Here is a 20,035-nt window from a genome sequence, read left to right as displayed (position 1 = left end):
ATGCTCGGCAAGCTTCTCAACCGTCTCCTGAATCCATCGCCCGTCTGCTGGCGTGGGATCCCCTCGCCCCCAGCACTGCTCCTGGTGGGGATGGCCTTGAGCTCGGTTCTGAGCGGTTCTGGGGTGGCCCTGGCCCAAAGCGGAAGTGTCAACGAGGCCATTCGCCGCGACAGCAATCCCCCTCTGTTGGATGGCACCAGCATCAACGTCAACGATCTCTTCCGGGCTGCCGACTTCCTCTCCCGCCAGAATGCTGCTTCCCGCTGGGACGGCAAGGCCAGCGTTGATGCTGCTGTGGAGCAATTTAACCAATCCCGCCGCCGCTCCCTCCCGCTTTCTCCCGGTTCCTTGGCACCTGAGCCCACCCCCACTCCCTAAGGTTGGATCCCATTCCCGGTAAATCTGTTAGGATCGCAAAGCCGATCCCGTGCCTGCTGAAATGCGGTACACCGTTTTCGGGATCCATTAGGAGAACACCGCCGTGGTTAAGAGCACCCCCTCCAGCAAAGCCGATACGGAACAGCGTTTGGATCCCGCCAGCCGGGGCCACTCCAAAGACAGTTCCACCGCACCCAAAGGGATCCCGGGTTTTATTCAAGAGACCCGCACAGAATTAAGCAAGATTGTTTGGCCGAGCCGCCGGCAATTGATCGGCGAGTCGGTAGGGGTCTTACTGATTGTGTTGGCTTTTGCTTCCTTCATCTACCTGGTCGATCAAGTGTTTGCTTGGGTAGCCACTCAGCTGTTCTTGTGATGTTCTGTCCTGAGGGGCAAGAGAGTCATGTTCAAGGATGGCTACAGGGAGGATGTGAGGTGATGAGGCCAGAGCAGCAGCGAAAACGTCGTGGGGGCCGTGTGGAGCACTTTGAGCCTGCAGACGCGATCCCGGAACCGGACGAGGGGGAAGGTCAAGAGCGTCGCAACCTGCGCTGGTACGCCGTGCAGGTGGCCTCAGGCTGCGAAAACAAAGTGAAGAGCACCCTGATGCAACGGGCGGCTGCTTTGGATGTGGCGGATCAAATTGTCGAGGTGGTGATCCCGAAGCGAACGGGCTTCAAGCTGGATCGAACCGGCAAGCGCCAGGAGCAAGAGGAGAAGATTTTTCCCGGCTATGTCCTGGTGCGCATGGACATGAACGACGACACTTGGATGGTGGTGAAAACAACCCCCAACGTGATCAACTTTGTCGGCACCGAAGAAAAGCGGGCCTACGGTCGCGGTCGGGGGCATGTTACACCGCGTCCCCTCAGCCAAAGCGAAGTCCAGCGCATCTTCAGCAGCGTCGAGGTGGAGGAAGTGCCCCTCAAAATCGACATGGCCCCTGGCGATCGCATCGAGGTGCTATCCGGCCCCTTCCAGGGTTTCTACGGCGAGGTGGTGGAGGTCAGCCCAGAACGGGGCAAGCTCAAGGCGTTGATCTCGATTTTCGGGCGCGATACCCCGGTAGAATTAGAGTTTGGTCAAGTGCGAAAAGAGGTGTAACTGCGTTTCATGGCTAAGAAGTTGGTGGCCGTGGTCAAGTTGGCCATTCAGGCGGGCAAGGCCACCCCCGCTCCCCCCATTGGCCCAGCCTTGGGTCAACACGGGGTCAACATCATGGCCTTTTGTAAGGAGTACAACGCCAAGACGGCGGATCAGGCCGGGATGGTGGTGCCTGTTGAAATCTCCATCTTCGAGGATCGCAGCTTTACCTTCGTCCTCAAGACGCCGCCAGCTTCGGTGTTGATCAAGAAGGCTCTGGGCATTGAGTCTGGCTCCAGCGAGCCCCACAAAACCAAGGTGGGATCCCTGACCCGAGCTCAACTGCGCCAGATCGCCGAGCAGAAGCTGCCGGATTTGAATGCCCACGATGTGGAGGCGGCCATGAAAATTATTGCCGGAACTGCTCGCAGCATGGGGGTGACGGTGGTGGATTGATGGAGGGATCCCTTGCCCGGTCTGAGGTATTCACGGTCTTGAAAAAGTTGTTCTAGCAAACCACTGTGGGGGAGAGAAGTTCTCGCCAGTACCCCGAGGAGAAACGATGGCTCGAAAGCTTTCCAAACGTATGCAGGCTTTGCGGGAGAAGGTGAAGCCCATTGCCTATGCTCCCGAAGCGGCTTTGGCCCTGATGAAAGAGACGGCCACCGCCAAATTTGAAGAGGCGGCAGAGGTTCACATCCGCCTGGGGATCGACCCCAAGTACGCCGACCAACAACTGCGCACCACTGTAGTCTTGCCCAGGGGCACCGGCCAAGAAATCCGAGTGGCGGTGATTGCCCGCGGCGAGAAAGTGGTGGAGGCCCAAAATGCAGGGGCGGATCGGGTTGGATATGAAGACCTGATCGAGGAAATCAGCAAGGGCATGATGGATTTTGACCTTCTGATCGCCACCCCCGATGTGATGCCCCAGGTGGCTAAGCTGGGGCGGCTGTTGGGGCCGCGCGGCCTCATGCCTTCTCCCAAGGGGGGAACGGTGACCATGGATCTGGCCCAGGCGATCAAAGAGTTTAAAGCCGGCAAGCTGGAGTACCGGGCGGATCGCACCGGCATTGTGCATTTGATCTTCGGCAAGTGTAAGTTCCCCGTCGAAGCTCTGCTGGAGAACCTAAAGGCAGTGCAGGAGTCCATCGATCGCAACCGTCCCTCTGGAGCCAAGGGCAAGTATTGGCGAACCCTACATGTTTCTGCTACAATGGGCCCCTCGATTGAGGTTGATATCAATGCCCTGCGGGAGCTGAAGTTGGCGACCTAAGCCTGGCTTCGGCGCTGCGATGGGTTGAAAAGGGTTTGAGTGAGTGTAATTTGGAGGAGGATCCCGGCAGAACATCTTTCCCCAGTCGAATAGCAAGCCGAAGACAGCAGGTGCCCGCGGGCTTAATGTCCTGCCGAGGTTTGAGCGAAGTTCAAAGGGATCCCTTCTTGGATCGCTTTTGAGGGTGCGCTTATCTCCATGCGTCTCGGCCACGGCTGGGACGCATTCTGTTTGGCAGAACCCAGATTCACCACCCGTTAACCCTGGGTGACCATTGACAACAAAGGAGGTGAGCGCATGGGCAAGCAACCTTTAGCGAAGAAAGCGGAGATCGTCGATAAAGTCCGATCCCTGCTGCAGGCCAGCCAAATGGTGCTGGTGATCGACTACAAGGGGCTGACCGTTGCGGAGATGGACCAACTGCGGGCAGAGCTGCGCAAATCGGATTCGGTTTGCATGGTTGTTAAGAATACCCTGATGCGGCGAGCCATCGCCGACCAAAAAGCTTGGGCAGGGATCATTCCCTTTTTGGCGGGGCCGACGGCCTTTATCTTGATTCGGGGCGATATTTCAGCCGCCCTGAAGGCGTATCAAGATTTTGCCAAGCAAACCAAGAAAACCGAGTTCCGCGGTGCCGGCATTGAAGGGCTATCCCTGACCTTGGAGCAGGCCAAGGCCATCGCCGAGCTACCGCCCAAGGAAGTGCTCATGGCCCAAGTGGCGGGCAGCCTCAAGTCGGTGGCCACCGGCCTGGCGGTCGGGCTCAATGCTGTGCCCACGCAAGTGGCGCGCGGTATCCACGAGATCCCAGCCTCTCTGGGGCGGGCCATCCGGGCCATTGCCGACAAGGAGGCCGCATAAAGGGCTTCAGTTCATCAGCCCAAACCTGTGTATCGATTCTGTTACCCCCAAGGAGAAACCATCATGTCTTCAGAGCGCGTTGCAAAGATTTTGGAAGAGTTGAAAGCCTTGAGCTTGCTGGAAGCTTCCGAGCTGGTGAAAGCCATCGAGGAAACCTTTGGCGTCAGTGCAGCAGCCCCAGCCGGCGGTATGGTCATGGCAGCTCCTGTGGCAGCGGCGGCGGCAGCTCCGGCGGCAGCCCCTGAGCCGGTGGAAGAGCAAACTGCCTTTGATGTCATCCTCGAGGCTGTGCCAGCCGACAAGAAGATCGCCATCCTCAAGGTGGTGCGCGAGTTGACCGGCTTGGGTCTGAAGGATGCCAAAGATCTGGTCGAGGCGGCTCCCAAACCCGTCAAAGAAGGGGTTGCCAAAGAGGAAGCCAACGACATCAAGAAGAAGCTGGAAGAAGCCGGCGCTACCGTCAAGATCAAGTAGTTCAAGTTACGGGGAAAGCGCTTCTTTCTGGTCTAACGAGAAATCCAATCGAGACACTCAAACCCAAGAAGGGGGGCTGCTTCGGCCCCTCTTTTGGGTCTGCCCGACCATTGGCGTGAGTTCAGGATCCCTGCTCCGCCGCGCTTCCACCTCTCCGTGAGCTTTCAAGAGGGCAGCCAGCTTGCGACGCATGACGATGCTGGGTTTATCGGTAAACATGTGCTGCTCCGCCTTGATATCGAGGGGAACGTCATAGTCGGTGCTTTCCAGAACCCGTTGATCCTCAAGGGTCACCTGCCGATCGAAGGCGATGATACTCTCAGCTAGAAATCGCAGGAGCCCCGCACTGTACCCGTAGGGTCAGTGCCGAGAGGAATGCGAGGTTACAATAGAACTATGACCCAAGTCCTGACCGTATCCTGCAAGCTCAAGGCGTCCCCGTCGCAAGCCGCCAAATTGGACGCGACTTTGGAGGCTTTTGGCCAAGCCTTGAACTGGGTCAACCAAAACACACCCGAGAAAGTCGCCAACGCCGTTAAGCTCCAGTCTCTGTGCTACCGCGAAATCCGTGCCCGGTTCGGCTTGTCCAGTAACTTGGCTCAGCAGGTCTGCAGGCGGCTGGCCGGCGCCCGTAAAGTTGCCCAACAGAAAAACCGCCCCGTCAAAGCGTTCAAAGGGGGCTTCGCTACCTACGACGCTCGTATCTTTTCGTTCCGCGAGAAAGACTGGTCGGTGTCGCTGACCACGGTGGAGGGTCGGGAGCGCTTTGAGCTGGCGATTGGCCGCTACCAGAGAGAACGGCTGGCTGGTTCCAACCCCAAATCTGCCACCCTGGTCAAGCGTAAAGACGGCTCCTACTCCATTCAAATCTGTGTGGAAGCGGAGCCATCCCCGCCGCAACGCACGGGCAGAGTGCTGGGGGTGGACTTGGGGAGGACGGATATTGCCCATACGTCAGAGGGGGACAACTGGAATGGACAGCAGTTGAACAGAGTCCGAGACCACTACTCTCGATTGAGGGCGGCACTCCAACGCAAAGCCAGTAAGGGCACACGCAGTTCGCGGCGCAGATGCAGAGAACTGCTGCAACGGCTGTCTGGCAAGGAGAGACGTTTTCAGGCGTGGGTCAATCATCGCATCTCCAAAGCTATTGTCTCTAGGGCAAAAGCTACCAACAGCGCTATCGCCCTGGAAGACCTGACAGGGATCCGGAAAAGAGTCAATCAACAGCCGCGCAGCAAAGCCGAGCGGCGCAGGGCCAACAGTTGGGCGTTCTACCAACTACGCCAGTTTCTGGAATACAAGGCGAGGGTTGCAGGGGTTTCTCTGATTCCTGTGCCGCCTGCTTACACGTCGCAGACCTGTCACCGGTGCTTACACATCCACCCTGAGCAGGGCAAGTCCTACCGCAGTGGCAAGTCGTTCAAGTGTGGGCACTGTGGATGGGAAGGGGATGCGGATTTGAATGGTGCGAATGTGATTGCGCTCTTGGGGGCTGTCGTAAACCAGCCTAGAGGTTCGGGCCTGTTTTGTTCTCTGGTAGAGCAGAGCAGGCTCAGGGCTACTGAAAGCCCGCTCCGTACCGCTTTAGCGGTCGGAGTCGGGTAGTTTACCACTCACCTCTGCTTCTGAATCGTTGCGCAAACAGAATTGCACCACCTGCGAGGTTTGGTCGTCGATGGGGGTAGCCGCTGTGAAAATGATGTGGATGAGGCCGTTGGGGTAGGTGATTTTGAGCTTGCGACCAAAAGGCATAAACCAGGTGCCCTCCAGGATACGCACTGTGCGATCCTCTGACATCCGCAAGTTTTGCTTCTGCAAGTCACTGTTGAACACCGGCAAAACAGAGGTGGCCCGAAGGTCATATTCCAGTTCTTCAAGGCTGTCCAGATCTGGGGGTACAGGCTCGGAGATCACCCCAAAGCTCTGGTGATGGACGAAGTGGAGATGGGCATTGTCAAAGGAGTTTTCCATCAGGCGCAGGCCGGCGCATTTCCAGACCTCATAGAACTGATGAATTTGGCGAAACCGGGAATCCGCCACCTCTGGGATCTCGGGAATATCGGTCAAGGGATCCGCCAATGCCACCCAAACATAGCCATAGCGCTCTTGGCAGCGAAACCCCTCCACCTTGTAGGTAGGGGGGATGAAGTTGTCTGTAAGTTGGGGCACCTTCACACAGGTGCCGGAGCCGTCAAACTCCCAGCCGTGATAGGGGCAGCGGATGTGGCCATTGCAAACAACCCCTTTGGAAAGTTGGGCCGAGCGATGGCAGCAACGATCCAAGACGGCGCAAGGCTGCCCTGACTCATTGAGCCAAAGCACCAGAGGAGTCTTCAGCAGCGTGAAAGCTTGTGGGCCGGTTTCCAGGGCCGACATCGGGATCACGGGGTACCAAAACCGCCTCAGGACAGGTTGCTGGGTAACAAGCATAAACCCGCTCCACAAGCTCTAGTTCGGAGAATCATGAGCTGGCTTTTCGTGAGCCTAGGTGGCTCAAAGCACCGCCCCCCGTGAAAAAGATAGGCGTTGAAATGGCAGAAGTCCGTATAAGCCAACACAGCTTTGCCCTGGGCGCGTTTGTGCATCGATGGCTACCCCCCTGCCCGGGGATGGGCTATTGATCGAAGGAAGCAGAGAAGCGTCGGTGGGCTTCTGTTGGCATGTGGCTGTGAGGAAAGGTGGAAAGGTGCAAAACGAATTGAACCCCGCTCGAGATCCTTGTAGCGCAGGGATCCCGGCCCAACCTACTGCAGAGTCCACCTCCCCCAAACCAGAACCGGCTGCTGAGAGCCGGCCAAACCAACTGACGGATCCAGATCCTCGCCTCAGCTGTTCTCAACAAAAACGAGAGCAGGAACGCCGCTCCTTACCTTGGCGTCTGGGGCTGGCCAACGTGCTCTCGGCAGGGTTGCATTTCATCGCGATGAGCTGGGTGGGTTGGCAGCCTAGGATCCGGGAAGAGGAGGAGATAATCTCCTTTCAGTGGGTGGAGATGGCGGATGAGCCGCCCCCAGAGCCGCAGTGGATTGCGCCCGTCTCCGCCCGTGAGTCCGGTGTCTCTGAACCTCGGGATCACGTATCGGTGCGGCAGTCGCAAGTGCCCAGCCCAAGTGAAGAGGCCACTTCTGCGGCGGCACAGCCTTTGGTTGCCTCAGCCGCAGGGAGTCCTGTCCCTGGGATCCTCCCCCCATCCCCAAGGGAGCTTGAGATGCCCCAACCCAACCGCGACTCTGCCTCTCCTCAGCAGCAGCCAAAGGCCAGGTTAGAAAATCTGTCAGCGGGTTTAGCAGCTCTGGAGCAGGCAGTTGCCGATCACAATTGGGCGGAGGCGCTACATCTGACGGAAGAATGGCTGGATCACTGGCCTCTGTCCTCTCCACAGCGCCAGCAACTGCAGGACTATCGTCAGCATCTGCAAAGCCTACTGGCTACCTCCTCGGCAGCAGCAGTGGAGACCAAATCGGCTCAGATCTCTCCTGCTCAATCCCTCAAGCCTCAACCCGAAAGAGCAGCAAGTTCTCCTGAGGTTTTGCCACAACCCTACCTGTCGGCTCCAGCGGATCCGCATCCAACTTTGCCCTCTCCAGAGCCGATCGCAGCCCCGTTGGAAGAGCCTTCTCCCACCTTGCCCCCGACTTTTCCTACCGGATCCCACAGCTCCAGCCTTGGTCGCACCAGTGGGATAGAGTCCTCGCGGGCAGGCCCACCCAGCCTCAATGCCGTCGCCGATCCGGATTGGGGAGACTACTTGGCTCAATTCCAAGAAAGGGTTCGCCAACACTGGATGGTACGGCGGGCATCCGGATCCTACGTAACAGTGGTGCAGGTGCGTCTGGATCGACAGGGATCCCTGCGGGAACTGCGCCTGCAAACCCCCTCAGAAGATCCCCTGTTGGATGCAGCCGTGCTCAGTGCCATCCAGCGCTCAGCCCCCTTTGCTCCTTTGCCCGAGAGCTATGTTGGCGAAGAACTGATGCTGGAAATCGACGTGCTGAGCGGATCCCTGCAGGCTGGCCCAACCCAGATTCCGAGAAACTAACGTCAGAACCTCAGGCAAGGCCACAAGCCCTGTTCAGAGGGGTTCAGATTTCCGAGTGTCGGCAGTAGCCTAGGCCATGGACTTGCGGCGGTTGCGCCGGACGGCCACCGCTTTGCGCTTGCGCTTTTCTAGGTTGGTTTCAAAGTGCCGATGGTTGCGCAAATCCCGCAAAATGCCCGCCTTAGAAACCTGGCGCTTGAAGCGGCGCAGCGCCGATTCGATCCCTTCGTTTTCGCCAATCGTCACTTGGGTCATAGGAAAGACATCTCCTCCGTCAATCAAATGGGTTTGGTTACAACAGGGATCCCTATCGTGACATACTCCCGACTCCGACTGCTGGCGGTACGGAGCGGGCTTCTCGCTTCATTGGGGAGCTAGTGCAAGAACCCTCCACGAGCAGACACGGGATGCCCCACCGCGTAGCTGTACCAGATTCCGGCAATGCCGTTTTGCACAGCCAGGTTGATTATAGAACAGGGGATGTCCGCCTTTCATTCCGACCCTCGTCCTACGGACAGAGGGCGGGGCTTCAAGGACTCCGTCCCGCTAGCGCGAACGGCGGCCTAGCTAAACGATCGCCACACCACTGCTTGCTGCCACAGTTCGTGTTCACTGCGCCCGGCTGCCAAAGTTGAGCCCCGCAACCACCTCACCTTCCCTCAAATTGACAACGAATGAAGCAGTTGTCCCGGTGGGGGGTGGAGGGGAGGGTGGTGCTGGAGTTGGGCTGGGGGCACTGCCGATTACCGATTGCACAAAACCGGCGAAGCTAGACACCCGCGTATACACCCCATAGAAATTGGGCTGGGCGCAGCCGATGCCAAAACTGGTGATTCCGGCCAGGGCAAAACCCGTGCCACTGGACACAATCAAAGGCCCACCGCTATCAGCCTGACACGTATCGACTCCTCCCTGGGGAAAGCCGGCGCAGAGCATAGTATCCAAAATGGTGCCATTGTAGGATTGGGGCGCGTTGCACACCGCATTGGAGACGATGGGAACGGTGGCCTGCTGCAAATCTCGGGGAAAGCCGCTGGGTTCTTGATCCAGGGCGCGGGGGAAGGTAGCTCCCCAGCCGAGGATGGTGGCGGCAGTGCCGGGGGCCGTCAGGTTGGTTTGGTTGGGCTGCACCAGCGGCAGGGTGGCCAAAGCTACTGGCCGAGAAAGGCGCACCAGGGCAATGTCGTTCCCCCCGAGTTTCCCCACCTGGGGGTTGTAGCCGGGGTTGAGGACAATTTGCGCGGCGCGAATGCGTTGACCGGCGCCGATTTGTAGGCGGTTGGTACCCAACAGCAGATCCAGATTTTGGGCACTCACTACCTGCTTGCCTTGTTCGTCGAAAAAACAATGGGCAGCGGTAACTACCCACTCCGGCGCGATCAGGGATCCGCCGCAAAACTGCGCTTGAAAAGGATCTGGCTCAGCCGCGTTCAGCAAGGCCACCATCCAGGGAAAGGCCCCTTCGGGAGCAGGTCTGCCGCCCACAATCCGCTCCAGCCCCAAGCCTGAGCGCGGCGTGGTGAACACTCGCCCTGGGGGCAAAAGGGCGGTGACGCGGTAGGTGCCAGGGGGCAAGTTGGAGAAGCGAAAGTTACCGCTGGCATCGCTGACGGTGCTGGGCTCCCCCGAGTCGAGGCGGCCATTGCCGTTTAAGTCCAAAAACGTGGTAATGCCCGGCAGCCCCGGCTCCCCCGGATCCCGCAGCCCATTGCCGTTGAGATCGTCGAAATGGGATCCCTCAATTCGTCCTGTGGGAGGGGCCGAGACTGGGGGAAGCAGGCGACTGGAACCGCCACCGCCACAGGCGCTCACACTCAAGGCCAGACTCAACCCCAGCAGAACAGACCAGGAGCGAGCCAAGCCAAGGGGGGAATGGGATCGCGAGAGATGAGGCATGGTCAGATTCTCCAAAGCCAGCCGGTTATGCCAGCCAAGGATATCCTACCGGCGAAGCCTAAGGATTGCGCAACCGGGAGAACTTCTCCCCGCGGCCGGCTCTCCCGAGTTGCCCCAAGACCCCAATGCCCACTTTTGCCTCTTGCCGCCCGTGCACCTGGGCAGTAAAACCAGGGTGGGAGGGTGTGTGGCAGATGAATATCGCGGTCTTGGGGTTCAAAGGGGGCGTGGGCAAAACCACCACGGCGGTACACCTGGCCCTCTACCTTCAGCAAAAACAAGGGGCAGCCCCTTTGGGTGGGTCGGGGATGGCCCTGTTGATCGACGCCGATCCCAATCGCTCGGCCTCTCGCTGGGCAGAACGGGGATCATCCTTTCCTATCAAGGTATTGGCCGGGGATCCCACCACTCCCACGCCCACAGGCTTTCAGCACACGGTGATTGACACCCCTGCCCGTCCCACCCCGGAACAGTTACACGCTCTGGCGCAGCGGTGTGATCTGCTGCTTTTGCCCTGTTCCCCGGATGCCTTGGCTCTAGATGCCTTGATGCTGACCGCCAAGGCCCTAGACCGGTTGGGGGCAAAGCACTACAAGGTCTTGCTGACGCTGGTTCCCCCCTGGCCCAACCGAGATGGAGCGGAGGCCCGCAACTTTCTCAAGCAAGTCGGGATTCCTCTCTGCCACCATTCCATTCGCCGCACGGTGGCTTTTCAACGGGCTGCTCTGGAGGGGGTCTGTGTTCACGAGATCCCAGAGCCGAGAGCCAAACAAGCTTGGTCAGACTACGTTGCTGTGGGGGAGGAAATCTCGTCATGAGCAAGTTTGAGCGCCTTCTCGACCGGCAGCCAGAGGGGATCCCGGCCCGACCCGCCCCGAAAAAGCTGAGCGCCCAAGCCTACAAGATTCCAGAACCCAAGCCGACCCTCGAGCAACCGGAAGCAGGCGCCAAGCCCAACAGCTCTGAGTACGTCAAATTGACGGCCTACATCCCCAAAGAGACTCACCGAGCCGTGAAGCGCATCCTGTTGGAATCGGATCAAGATCTTTCGGAGCTGATCGAGGCGCTGCTCAGCCAGTGGCTGCGTTCTCAGTCGGGAAAGGTTTGAAACCAAAATCTGGGGAAGGGGGGCATCGCGGACCCCACAGCCGCTCAGGGATCCCGCTGTCGGGGATCGGAGGGAGCCCACAGATTCCAGATCAGAACCAGATAAGAATAAGATGAAGGGGCGTGAGGCAGGGATCCCCGAACGCGAGGTGGGGCCGTTCGCAATAGCGGGACGGAGTCCTTGGGCAAGTTGCGCGAGGGGAAGTCTGCGTTGGGAGGACTTCACGCTCTTTCAGGGGTAAAGGGATCCTTTATGCAAGCCATCACCTTGCTCGGCTCCACCGGCTCGATTGGCACCCAAACTCTGGACTTGGTGGCCCAGTATCCGGAGCGTTTTCAGGTTGTTGGCCTGACCAGCTACAGCAACGTTGCCCTCTTGGCCGAGCAGGTGCGGCGGTTTCGGCCCCAGATGGTTGCCATTGGCCGGGAGGAGCTGCTGCCGGAGCTGCGGTCGCTGCTGACGGGGATCCGACCGCTGCCGGAGTTGGTGGCCGGAACGGAGGGGCTGTGTCAGGTGGCGGCTCACCCGGCGGCCCAGCGGGTGGTGACGGGGATCGTCGGCTGCGCCGGTTTATTGCCAACCCTGGCGGCCATCCGTGCCGGCAAAGACATTGCCCTGGCCAACAAAGAAACCCTGGTGGCAGGGGGGCCGGTGGTGCTGCCCCTGGTGCGCGAGTATGGGGTGAACCTGATCCCCGTCGATTCTGAGCATTCGGCCATTTTCCAATGTTTGCAGGGGGTGCCGGCGGGATCCCTGCGAAGAATCCTGTTGACTGCCTCGGGTGGCGCCTTTCGGGATTGGCCTGCCGAAAAATTGGATCAGGTCACCCTGGCCGATGCCCTCAAGCATCCCAATTGGGTGATGGGGCGCAAAATCACCATCGACTCGGCTACCCTAATGAACAAGGGCCTGGAGGTGATCGAGGCCCACTGGCTCTTCGGCCTGGACTACGACCACATCGACATCCTCATCCACCCGCAGAGCATTGTCCACTCCCTGATCGAGCTGGCCGATACCTCGGTTCTGGCCCAGTTGGGCTGGCCGGACATGCACCTGCCCATCCTCTACGGCCTCAGTTGGCCGGAACGCCTGGCCACCCCCTGGGATCCCCTCGATTTGGTCAAGCTGGGATCCCTCACCTTTAAGGCTCCGGATCACCGCAAGTATCCTTGCATGGAGTTGGCCTATGCCGCCGGGCGGAGGGGGGGGACGCTGCCGGCAGTGTTGAATGCAGCCAATGAAGTGGCGGTAGCCCTGTTCTTGCAGGAGCGCATCCGTTTTTTGGATATTCCCCGTCTCTTGGAGCGGGTTTGTGAGCGGCATCAAGTCATTGCCGATCCCAGCCTGGAGGACATTTTGCAGGCAGATGCCTGGGCACGGCGGGAAACGGCGCAACTGGCCCAGCAAGCCCCGGCTCAGGTTCTGGCCTGATCCCTACCGGGGGGATCCGGCTGAACGCTAGAGTGGAAGAGGATGCAGGGAGCAAGTGAGTGACCGGATCGGGATCCCATCTCCGACAGTTGGCCCATTATCTGCGCCCCTATCGACGACAGGTGGGGTTGGGCATTGGATCCCTGCTCCTGGTCAATGGCCTGGGGGTGTTCCTGCCCTGGTACGTCAAGCTGGTCATCGATGACCTGAGCCAGAACCTGGCCACTTTGTCGGCCCGGCGCATTGCCCTTTACGCCCTAACGGTGCTGGTCGTCTCCAGCCTGATGATGGGCATTCGCATTGCCTCGCGGGTGTGGATGTTTGGGGTGGGACGGCAGGTGGAGTTTCACCTCAAGCAAGCCATCTTCGAGCATTTGCTCACCCTGCAGCCTTCCTACTTTGCCCAGCAGACCATCGGGGACATTCTCACCTGCATCACCAGCGATGTGGAAAACATCCGCCGCCTGTTGGGGTTCGCCCTACTCAATTTGGCCAACACGATCTTTGCCTATGCCACCACCTTGCCCGCCATGTTTGGCATCGAGCCCCGTCTGAGCACCTTGGCGCTGTCGGTGTTTCCGGTGATGTTGGTGCTGGTGAAGTTGAGCAGCAACCGCCTGCAGCAGGAGCAGCTCCAGGTGCAGCAGGAGTTGGCGGATCTGAGCGATCTCATTCAAGAGGACCTGAACGGCATTGCCCTGATCAAGGTGTACAGCCAGGAACAGCACGAGCAGCGGGAGTTTCGCCGCCAGAACCAGCGGCTGCTGCAGGCCAATTTGCGCTTGGCCCTCACTCGCAACTTGCTTTTCCCTTCTTTGGTGGCGCTGGTCAGCCTCAGTTTGTTGCTACTGCTGGCGGTGGGGGGGCCGCAGATTGCGGCAGGGACGCTGACCATCGGGGATTTTTCGGCCCTCACCCTCTACGTGGAACGGTTGGTATTTCCCACCGCCCTGCTGGGCTTCACCATCACGGCCTACCAGCGGGGGCAGGTCAGCTTGGAGCGGATCGATGCTCTGTTGGGGGTAGAACCCACCATCCGAGACGCCCCAGGCGCTTTGCCGTTGTCTCTGGAGAGGGTGCAGGGTCGCCTCGAGGCCAGAGGTCTCGCGTTTGCCTTCGCCGGCCCTGCGGCAGCTCCGGCTCTAGAGGATTTGCACTTTTGCATAGAACCGGGCCAGATGGTGGCGGTGGTGGGGCCGATTGGGGCGGGCAAGTCCACTCTGGCCAATGCCCTTCTTCGGCTGCTGGAGATCCAGCCGGGGCAACTGTTTTTGGATGGGCAGGATATCACCCAGATTCAACTGGGATCCCTGCGCCGGGCCATTGCCTATGTGCCCCAGGAGAGCTTCCTGTTCAGCGCCACGGTCCGGGATAACATTCGCTACGGCAAGCCGGATGCCGAAGATTGGGAGGTGGAATGGGCTGCCAAAGCCGCCCACATCCACGCCGAGATCCTCAACTTTCCCAAGGGCTACGACACTCTGGTGGGAGAGCGGGGCATTACCCTCTCCGGTGGCCAGCGACAGCGGGTGGCCTTGGCTCGGGCTTTACTGGTGGATGCTCCCATCTTGATCCTGGATGACTCTCTCTCCAGCGTGGACAATCAGACGGCTCAGGCCATTCTTCGCCATCTGCGTCGGGTCACGGCCCAGAAAACGGTGATCTTCATCACCCATCGCCTTACGGCTGCGGTGGAGGCCGATCAGATTTGGGTGATGGACCAGGGCCGCCTTGTGCAGAAGGGATCCCATGCCGAATTGCTGGCGGACGAGAAGGGCCTCTACGCTTCTCTGTGGGCCAAGCAAAAGCTGGAGGAAGCCCTGGCCTAATTTGACGGCGGCAATCCCTGGCCGCTACCCTAACCGGCAAAGCTGTGGGGAGTGGCAACGATGGAAACTGCTGGGATCACTTTGTCCAAATTGCTCCACCAAGCTGGGATCCAGCCTCAATTGGCCCAGGGATCCCTGGAGGGGGTGCAGGTCTGGGGCCTCTGTGCCGACTCTCGCCAGGTACAGCCGGGGGATCTCTTCTTGGGGATGCCGGGATCCCGCGTGGATGGGGGTTGCTTCGTGGCCCAGGCCCTGGCGGCAGGGGCAGTGGCCGCCCTGATCTCCCAGGAGGCGTGGGAGAGCTTGTCTTCTCAGGAGTTGCTGTCGCAGCAGCCTATCCTGCTTATGCCGCGCGAGGCTCTCCCCAAGGCCGTGGCCCAGGTGGCGGCAGCTTTCTATGGGTTTCCCGCCCGTCAACTGACCTTGGTGGGGGTGACGGGCACCAACGGCAAAACCACCACCACCCACTTAATCGAACATTTGGTGCAGGCTGCCGGTCGCTCCGCGGCTTTGCTGGGCACTCTGTACAACCGCTGGCCGGGCCACAGCGAAGTTGCTCCCCACACCACCCTTTTTCCGCCTGAACTGCAGCGCAGCCTCAGGGAAGCCCAGAGAGCCGGGGCGGAGGTGGCGGTGATGGAGGTGAGCTCCCATGCTCTCGCTCAAGATCGAGTGTGGGGGTGTTCCTTTGCCGCTGCCGTCTGGACCAACCTCACCCAGGATCACCTGGATTTCCACGGCAGCATGGAGAACTACTGGCAGGCCAAAGCCACCCTCTTCCGACAGGAGTATCTCCAAGGGCGGGCGGTGATCAACGCCGACGATGCTGGGGGACGGCGGCTCTTGCAAGCCATTCGGCCCGATCTGCAGCCCTGGGCCTACTCGCTGCAGCCCCTGCAGGGGATCCCTGGCCTCTGGCCCAGCAACGTTCAATTGCACCCCAACGGCTTACAGGCGACCCTGCACACCCCCTCTGGCGCCTTTGCCGTGGCAGCCCCCCTGGTGGGATCCTTCAACCTGGCCAACCTGCTGGCGGCGGTAGGGGTAGCGCTGCACTTGGGGATCCCCCCTGAGGCCATCCAGTCGGCCTTGCCCCGTTTTCCCGGAGTACCGGGGCGAATGGAGCGGGTGAGCCTGCCAGGGCAGGACATCACGGTAATCGTGGACTATGCCCACACCCCCGATGGGCTGGAAAACCTGCTCAAGGCGCTGCGCCCGCAAGTTCAAGGCCGGCTGATCTGCGTCTTTGGCTGTGGTGGAGATCGCGACCGGGGTAAGCGCCCGCAGATGGGCCGCATTGCCGCCACCTGGGCAGATCAGGTGATCGTGACCTCAGATAACCCGCGCACTGAAGATCCGCAGCGGATCTTGCAGGATATCTTGGCTGGGATCCCTGGATTCCCCTGGGCCGTGGAGGTGGATCGGCGGCAGGCCATTCGTCTAGCCATCCTCGAAGCTCAGCCAGGGGATACGGTGGTCATTGCCGGTAAAGGCCACGAAGACTACCAGATCCTAGGCACTGAGAAGATTCACTTTGACGACCGGGAAGAAGCGCGCGAGGCCCTTGCTCTGCGTCTAGCCCATCTATCCCGCTAAACGGCGGTGCTGCAGCATTAGCTCCACAAACTCCCGGAAGAGGTGATCGGCATCATGAGGGCCGGGGCTGGCTTCCGGGTGATACTGCACGGAAAACAGGGGCAGGTGACGGTGGCGGATCCCGGCTACGGTGTGGTCATTCAAGTTGAGGTAGGTGATTACCACCCCATCGGCGGGGATCGAAGCGGCATCCACCGCAAATCCGTGGTTCTGGCTGGTGATCTCCACTTGCTTCTCCAACCCGCAAGGGTGGTTGAGGCCGCGGTGGCCAAACTTGAGCTTGTAGGTGGATCCCCCTAGGGCCAAACTGAGAATCTGATGGCCCAGGCAGATCCCAAATAGGGGCTTCCCGGTTTGCAGCAGCGCTTGCGTGGTGCGGATGGCAGTCGTCTCAGCGGCGGGATCCCCTGGCCCATTGGAGAGGAAGATCCCATCGGGGTTGTAACTCAAAATCTGCTCCGGGCTGGCATTGGCCGGCAACACCATGACGCGACAGCCATAGCGGGTAAGGCGGCGCAGAATGTTGCGCTTAACGCCGAAATCCAGGGCCACCACCCGCAGGGGCGGCTCCGGCACTGGGATCCCTTGGCTGCGGCCATAGTCCCAATCGGCAGGCGTAGGCTCCAGCCACTCGTAGGGTTGGGGAGTAGTAACTTCCGCCACCAAGCTCAACCCCTGCATGGAAGGAGCTTGGCGCACCCGCTCCAACAAAACCTGGGGATCCAAAGTCTCCGTGGAAAGGGCCCCGTTCATCACCCCCTGAGAGCGCAGCCGCCGTGCCAAAGCCCGCGTATCTACCCCAGCAATGGCCGGGATCCCATATCGTTGCAGGTATTCGGGGAGGGTGGATGTAGCCCGCCAGGAGCTGGCCAAGCGCGATACATTGCGGGCAATCACCCCCGCGACTTGGGGCCGAGCCGATTCTTCGTCCAGCTCATTCACTCCGGTATTTCCCAGCTCAGGGCAGGTGAAAGTAATGATCTGCCCCCGGTAGCTGGGATCGGTGATCACCTCCTGGTAGCCGGTCATGCCCGTGTTAAACACCACCTCGCCCACCGCCGTGCCCGGCGCCCCAAAAGACCAACCGGCAAAGGAAGTGCCATCCGCCAGCACCAGCAAAGCAGGCTGACGAGTTTGCCAAGGGAAAGTTTTTTCCTGAGGGATCAGGGAAGGAGAAGCCATGCTCCACCCAAAAACATCGGCCTGACCATCCTACCCTCTTTCAAGAAGGTTGCAAGCCTGGCTAGTCTTCTGCATCTGTTCTACTTGCACAAGCCGGGTCGTTGTCCTTGCGGATAGTGCCTATCAAGGTGCTCACCACCACGCAGCGGTTTTCTCCCTGAGAGTAGGTGCTGCTAACTACAAAGCGACCCAGTTGACGGGCGCGGCCATCGGATTCAAAAACTGCCCCCCCGTTGGCGAAGGTGGGGGCGTTCTCTATAACCTCAACCTCCACTGACTGCATAACCTCCACTGACCGCTCTGGTATGGCAATTAAAGTTGACCGCTCTGGTATGGCAATTAAAGTGGATGTCACTTCATCAGGGCTGCTGACCACAAAGCGATCCAGTTGACGGGCGCGGCCATCGGATTCAAAAACTGCCCCCCCGTTGGCGAAGGTGGGGGCGTTCTCTATAACCTCAACCTCCACTGACCGCATAACCTCCACTGACCGCTCTGGTATGGCAATTAAAGTTGACCGCTCTGGTATGGCAATTAAAGTGGATGTCACTTCACCAGGGAAGATACTGTTGACGGTTACAAAATTATTCAGGCGCACCCGCTGACAGGGGGTGGGTTCATCGCAAAGGCCCTGCTCATCTTGAATAACCAGAGTCGGTACATTCGGCTCCGAATTGTCCACCCTCACCACCCAAGCTCGGCCCAAGAGAGAAGCCCTGGCATTGGTGCGGGCGGTGCGCAAAGCCCGCTCTACCTTGTTTTGCGCATCATCAAGCTGGATCCGCGCCCAGATATTGATCCCAGAGGGAACGGCTAGCGCGGCCAAGATGCCGATGATGACGGTGACCGCTAAGAGTTCTACCAGGGTAAAGCCCTTCATCTGGGCAGGTGCAGTCCGTCTGAATCTGCTCATCGAGGCCAACATAGGTAGGAATCCCCCCTCCGAATAAGTCACATAGGCTTGACTAGGCTTGACGATTAAACACACCACGGGCCAACACCTGAGTTTGCATTGTCGTCAGATACCGCGACACCTGCTCCGCATCAACGCTGGTGGCATTTCGGATGTAGCGACGGAAAAGGCCAGGGTTGGCCCGCTCCATGGCCGTGGCGGTGATGTTGATGATCACATCCTGCGGTCGGTCAGCGCCGACGCTTTGCCGCACGCAGACATAGAAGCCCACGTCGTTTTGGTTATCTCCCAGCCCTGGGAAGGTGACGCCGTTGGGCTTGCCGCCACCAAAGGCATAGCCCTGCGGGCAAGCGGGTGCAACCTGCGGGCTGCCCTGCCGGCTGCTAAAGATATTGGAGACCAGAGTTACAAGACGAGGGCCTCGATTGCCTGCCGCGGCAATGGGTTCCTGGGGTGTCCCCCTCTGCTCGAGATCTTGAAGATCCTTCTCAGCGGGCCAGTCAAGGAAGCCTTGCCGATATGGATCGGGATCAACCCTGAAGAATGGGCTGCGCTCAATGCATGTATCATTAAAAGGTTGCAACTCAAACCTAGCAATGCGCGCATTGCCCTCCCAGGGGGTGCTGCCGTCTGGGTTACCGGCGTTGTTGTAGTTACGTTGCAAGTAGTACACAACCAAGGTATAGATGTTGCGGCGGCTGCGGATGTTATCCCAGTCAGCTTCGGAAATACCCGTAGGTCTCTCCTTCAAAGTTACTCGGCCTTCTCGAATTTGTTGCAAGGTCGGAGGGCCTTGATAGCAATCGCGTGGGATCGGATTCAGCTTCCAAAAGGCGACCACTGGAATGGCTCCATCGGGGCGGCGAATCCAGCCGGGGGTGTAAAGCCTTTGGATGAGATCTGGCGTTCCGTCTCCGTTGGGCTGTTCCGCATCGTTGTAGATGTAAAGCGCCTCCGCCAGATCCTGCTGGATATACTGCATGGCCTGGGTCAGCTCCGCCTGCACCTGAGTGCGCCCCGTCTCTTCCCGATCCACCCGCATGGTTTCGATAACGATCATGCCGGTGGCCAGCAGAAAGATCGAGGCTACCACCAGCGACACCAAAAGCTCGATGAGGGTAAACCCCGCACTCTGGTAAACCCTGTGGCGAAAAACCTTGAACATAGGAAAACACCACCTTTTTGTGAGCCTGCAGGAGGAGCTTACCCGTCGCTTCAAAGCGAGGTAGGACTTGGGCTGGGCAGCGGGAAGGCATTGCAGTTGTTGGTCGGGATCCCACCCCTAGCTTGAACGTCGGCCAAAATGGCCCGGCAAACATCCCCCAAATTGGCGGCCAGGTTGACTTCCACAATCGAGCTGGCCATGGGAAAGAGCCACACATCGGCATTGGCCAAGTTCTGATTGGCGGAGACCGTCTCAGCGCGCAGGCCAGGAAGAGCCTGTCGAGTGGTTGGGTTGAAGGAAAAGCGGTGGTACACCCTCACCCCCAAAAAGAAGGAGCAGGGAACCCCTGAGATGACGGTGTTGTTGCGTCGGTCAATGCATTCCCCGCCCCTATCCCGAAAGGTTTGGATGACATAGACCTCGGGGTTTCGCCCCGGCAACCGCACTTCGGCCAGGCGAATGGAGTAGTTGGGGCCGGGGTTGTCCATATCAGCAGGAGGCGGGGTATTGGCCAAGGGGCTTGCTCCAATCCTGGGCAGACGAGCCAACTGAGCCGGGTTCTGGAAAGCAGCTGGGTTGGCGGCCAGTTCCAGGTCAACCAGAGTGCGAATGCGATCTACCTCGGCTCGGGCCAGTTGATTGGCCACTTCTATCCGCTCCGTCATGGCCCGCCGGTAGGCGATCAGGGTGAGAGCAGGAGCAAGAGCGGCCATAGCCAAAGCCACAATGACCACCGACGCCAAGACCTCAATGAGGGTAAAGCCCCCTGTTTCTTGTTGCCGCCAAAGCCGTCCTTTGCTCATC

Annotated in this window: 21 protein-coding genes, 1 pseudogene and 1 other annotated feature; of the genes and pseudogenes, 14 read left to right on the top strand and 8 right to left on the bottom strand. The window is 59.5% G+C overall.

Annotation, left to right across the window (positions count from 1 at the left end; genetic code table 11):
- The 7 genes from ACVWZF_RS03100 to rplL all read left to right on the top strand — a co-directional run bounded on the left by ACVWZF_RS03100 (nt 1) and on the right by rplL (nt 4,069).
- Nucleotides 1-378 carry a hypothetical protein gene (locus tag ACVWZF_RS03100; protein WP_414407343.1) on the top strand — a complete coding sequence of 126 codons (378 nt, stop codon included), beginning with the start codon at nt 1-3 and terminating at the stop codon, nt 376-378.
- 103 nt (nt 379-481) lie between these two features.
- Entirely contained in the window at nt 482-754 is a 273-nt protein-coding gene (gene secE, locus ACVWZF_RS03095) for a preprotein translocase subunit SecE (protein WP_011432847.1), read from the top strand.
- A gap of 62 nt (nt 755-816) precedes the next feature.
- A complete protein-coding gene (nusG, locus tag ACVWZF_RS03090) occupies nt 817-1,482 on the top strand; it encodes a transcription termination/antitermination protein NusG (protein WP_414342805.1) in 666 nt (221 codons plus the stop codon).
- 9 nt (nt 1,483-1,491) lie between these two features.
- On the top strand, nt 1,492-1,917 hold the full coding sequence (rplK, locus tag ACVWZF_RS03085; RefSeq protein WP_011432849.1) for a 50S ribosomal protein L11: 426 nt from the start codon (nt 1,492-1,494) through the stop codon (nt 1,915-1,917).
- Nucleotides 1,918-2,023: 106 nt separating this feature from the next.
- Nucleotides 2,024-2,734 (top strand): 50S ribosomal protein L1, encoded by a 711-nt coding sequence (gene rplA / locus ACVWZF_RS03080; RefSeq protein WP_011432850.1) that lies wholly within the window; start codon nt 2,024-2,026, stop codon nt 2,732-2,734.
- Nucleotides 2,735-2,813: 79 nt separating this feature from the next.
- Nucleotides 2,814-2,973 (top strand) — a sequence feature (ribosomal protein L10 leader region).
- A 58-nt stretch (nt 2,974-3,031) separates the two neighbouring features.
- Nucleotides 3,032-3,595 carry a 50S ribosomal protein L10 gene (gene rplJ / locus ACVWZF_RS03075; protein WP_011432851.1) on the top strand — a complete coding sequence of 188 codons (564 nt, stop codon included), beginning with the start codon at nt 3,032-3,034 and terminating at the stop codon, nt 3,593-3,595.
- Nucleotides 3,596-3,658: 63 nt separating this feature from the next.
- On the top strand, nt 3,659-4,069 hold the full coding sequence (gene rplL / locus ACVWZF_RS03070; RefSeq protein ID WP_414329114.1) for a 50S ribosomal protein L7/L12: 411 nt from the start codon (nt 3,659-3,661) through the stop codon (nt 4,067-4,069).
- Nucleotides 4,070-4,126: 57 nt separating this feature from the next.
- Here the strand turns inward: rplL and ACVWZF_RS03065 are convergent.
- A pseudogene (locus ACVWZF_RS03065) lies at nt 4,127-4,393 on the bottom strand (hypothetical protein); the annotation flags it as partial.
- Between the two features lie 72 nt (nt 4,394-4,465).
- Here ACVWZF_RS03065 and ACVWZF_RS03060 point away from each other — a divergent pair.
- Nucleotides 4,466-5,677, top strand: coding sequence for an RNA-guided endonuclease InsQ/TnpB family protein (locus tag ACVWZF_RS03060; protein ID WP_457394155.1), 1,212 nt, complete (start codon nt 4,466-4,468; stop codon nt 5,675-5,677).
- On the opposite strand, the gene ACVWZF_RS03055 is transcribed toward ACVWZF_RS03060, so the two are convergent.
- On the bottom strand, nt 5,657-6,502 hold the full coding sequence (locus ACVWZF_RS03055) for a Rieske 2Fe-2S domain-containing protein (protein WP_457394158.1): 846 nt from the start codon (nt 6,500-6,502) through the stop codon (nt 5,657-5,659). The two genes, ACVWZF_RS03060 and ACVWZF_RS03055, sit on opposite strands and share 21 nt — an antisense overlap.
- A 268-nt stretch (nt 6,503-6,770) precedes the next feature.
- Between ACVWZF_RS03055 and ACVWZF_RS03050 the strand changes: the two genes are divergently transcribed.
- Complete coding sequence (locus ACVWZF_RS03050) at nt 6,771-8,111, top strand: TonB family protein (RefSeq protein WP_457410811.1); 1,341 nt, start codon at nt 6,771-6,773, stop codon at nt 8,109-8,111.
- A 69-nt stretch (nt 8,112-8,180) separates the two neighbouring features.
- Here ACVWZF_RS03050 and rpsU read toward each other — a convergent pair whose 3' ends face one another.
- Entirely contained in the window at nt 8,181-8,366 is a 186-nt protein-coding gene (rpsU, locus tag ACVWZF_RS03045; RefSeq protein WP_011432857.1) for a 30S ribosomal protein S21, read from the bottom strand.
- A gap of 354 nt (nt 8,367-8,720) precedes the next feature.
- Nucleotides 8,721-10,007: a trypsin-like serine protease gene (locus ACVWZF_RS03040; RefSeq protein ID WP_457394164.1), complete on the bottom strand. Its 1,287-nt coding sequence runs from the start codon at nt 10,005-10,007 to the stop codon at nt 8,721-8,723.
- A gap of 194 nt (nt 10,008-10,201) precedes the next feature.
- Here ACVWZF_RS03040 and ACVWZF_RS03035 point away from each other — a divergent pair, with 194 nt between their 5' ends.
- From ACVWZF_RS03035 to ACVWZF_RS03015, 5 genes are all read left to right on the top strand, one after another.
- The gene (locus ACVWZF_RS03035; protein WP_414355822.1) at nt 10,202-10,825 is read left to right on the top strand and encodes a ParA family protein; all 624 of its coding nucleotides are present in this window, start codon (nt 10,202-10,204) and stop codon (nt 10,823-10,825) included.
- Entirely contained in the window at nt 10,822-11,115 is a 294-nt protein-coding gene (locus tag ACVWZF_RS03030) for a hypothetical protein (protein ID WP_011432860.1), read from the top strand. Before ACVWZF_RS03035 ends, ACVWZF_RS03030 begins: the two co-directional genes overlap by 4 nt.
- Before the next feature lie 252 nt (nt 11,116-11,367).
- The gene (locus tag ACVWZF_RS03025; protein ID WP_457394168.1) at nt 11,368-12,546 is read left to right on the top strand and encodes a 1-deoxy-D-xylulose-5-phosphate reductoisomerase; all 1,179 of its coding nucleotides are present in this window, start codon (nt 11,368-11,370) and stop codon (nt 12,544-12,546) included.
- A 59-nt stretch (nt 12,547-12,605) separates the two neighbouring features.
- Nucleotides 12,606-14,375, top strand: coding sequence for an ABC transporter ATP-binding protein (locus tag ACVWZF_RS03020; RefSeq protein ID WP_457394171.1), 1,770 nt, complete (start codon nt 12,606-12,608; stop codon nt 14,373-14,375).
- A gap of 60 nt (nt 14,376-14,435) precedes the next feature.
- On the top strand, nt 14,436-15,971 hold the full coding sequence (locus ACVWZF_RS03015) for a UDP-N-acetylmuramoyl-L-alanyl-D-glutamate--2,6-diaminopimelate ligase (protein ID WP_457410809.1): 1,536 nt from the start codon (nt 14,436-14,438) through the stop codon (nt 15,969-15,971).
- Here ACVWZF_RS03015 and carA read toward each other — a convergent pair.
- The 4 genes from carA to ACVWZF_RS02995 all read right to left on the bottom strand — a co-directional run bounded on the left by carA (nt 15,960) and on the right by ACVWZF_RS02995 (nt 20,034).
- Nucleotides 15,960-17,153: a glutamine-hydrolyzing carbamoyl-phosphate synthase small subunit gene (gene carA, locus ACVWZF_RS03010; protein ID WP_457410807.1), complete on the bottom strand. Its 1,194-nt coding sequence runs from the start codon at nt 17,151-17,153 to the stop codon at nt 15,960-15,962. The two genes, ACVWZF_RS03015 and carA, sit on opposite strands and share 12 nt — an antisense overlap.
- A gap of 61 nt (nt 17,154-17,214) precedes the next feature.
- Nucleotides 17,215-18,066: a pilus assembly FimT family protein gene (locus ACVWZF_RS03005; protein WP_457410806.1), complete on the bottom strand. Its 852-nt coding sequence runs from the start codon at nt 18,064-18,066 to the stop codon at nt 17,215-17,217.
- 52 nt (nt 18,067-18,118) lie between these two features.
- Nucleotides 18,119-19,231 carry a PulJ/GspJ family protein gene (locus ACVWZF_RS03000; protein WP_457410804.1) on the bottom strand — a complete coding sequence of 371 codons (1,113 nt, stop codon included), beginning with the start codon at nt 19,229-19,231 and terminating at the stop codon, nt 18,119-18,121.
- 50 nt (nt 19,232-19,281) lie between these two features.
- Complete coding sequence (locus ACVWZF_RS02995) at nt 19,282-20,034, bottom strand: prepilin-type N-terminal cleavage/methylation domain-containing protein (protein ID WP_457410802.1); 753 nt, start codon at nt 20,032-20,034, stop codon at nt 19,282-19,284.
- Nucleotide 20,035: the final 1 nt, after the last annotated feature.

The sequence above is a fragment of the Thermostichus sp. OS-CIW-30 genome, from assembly GCF_054060215.1.
The sequence above is the reverse complement of the archived record's forward strand: the minus strand, read 5'-3'. Positions and strand labels throughout refer to the sequence as shown.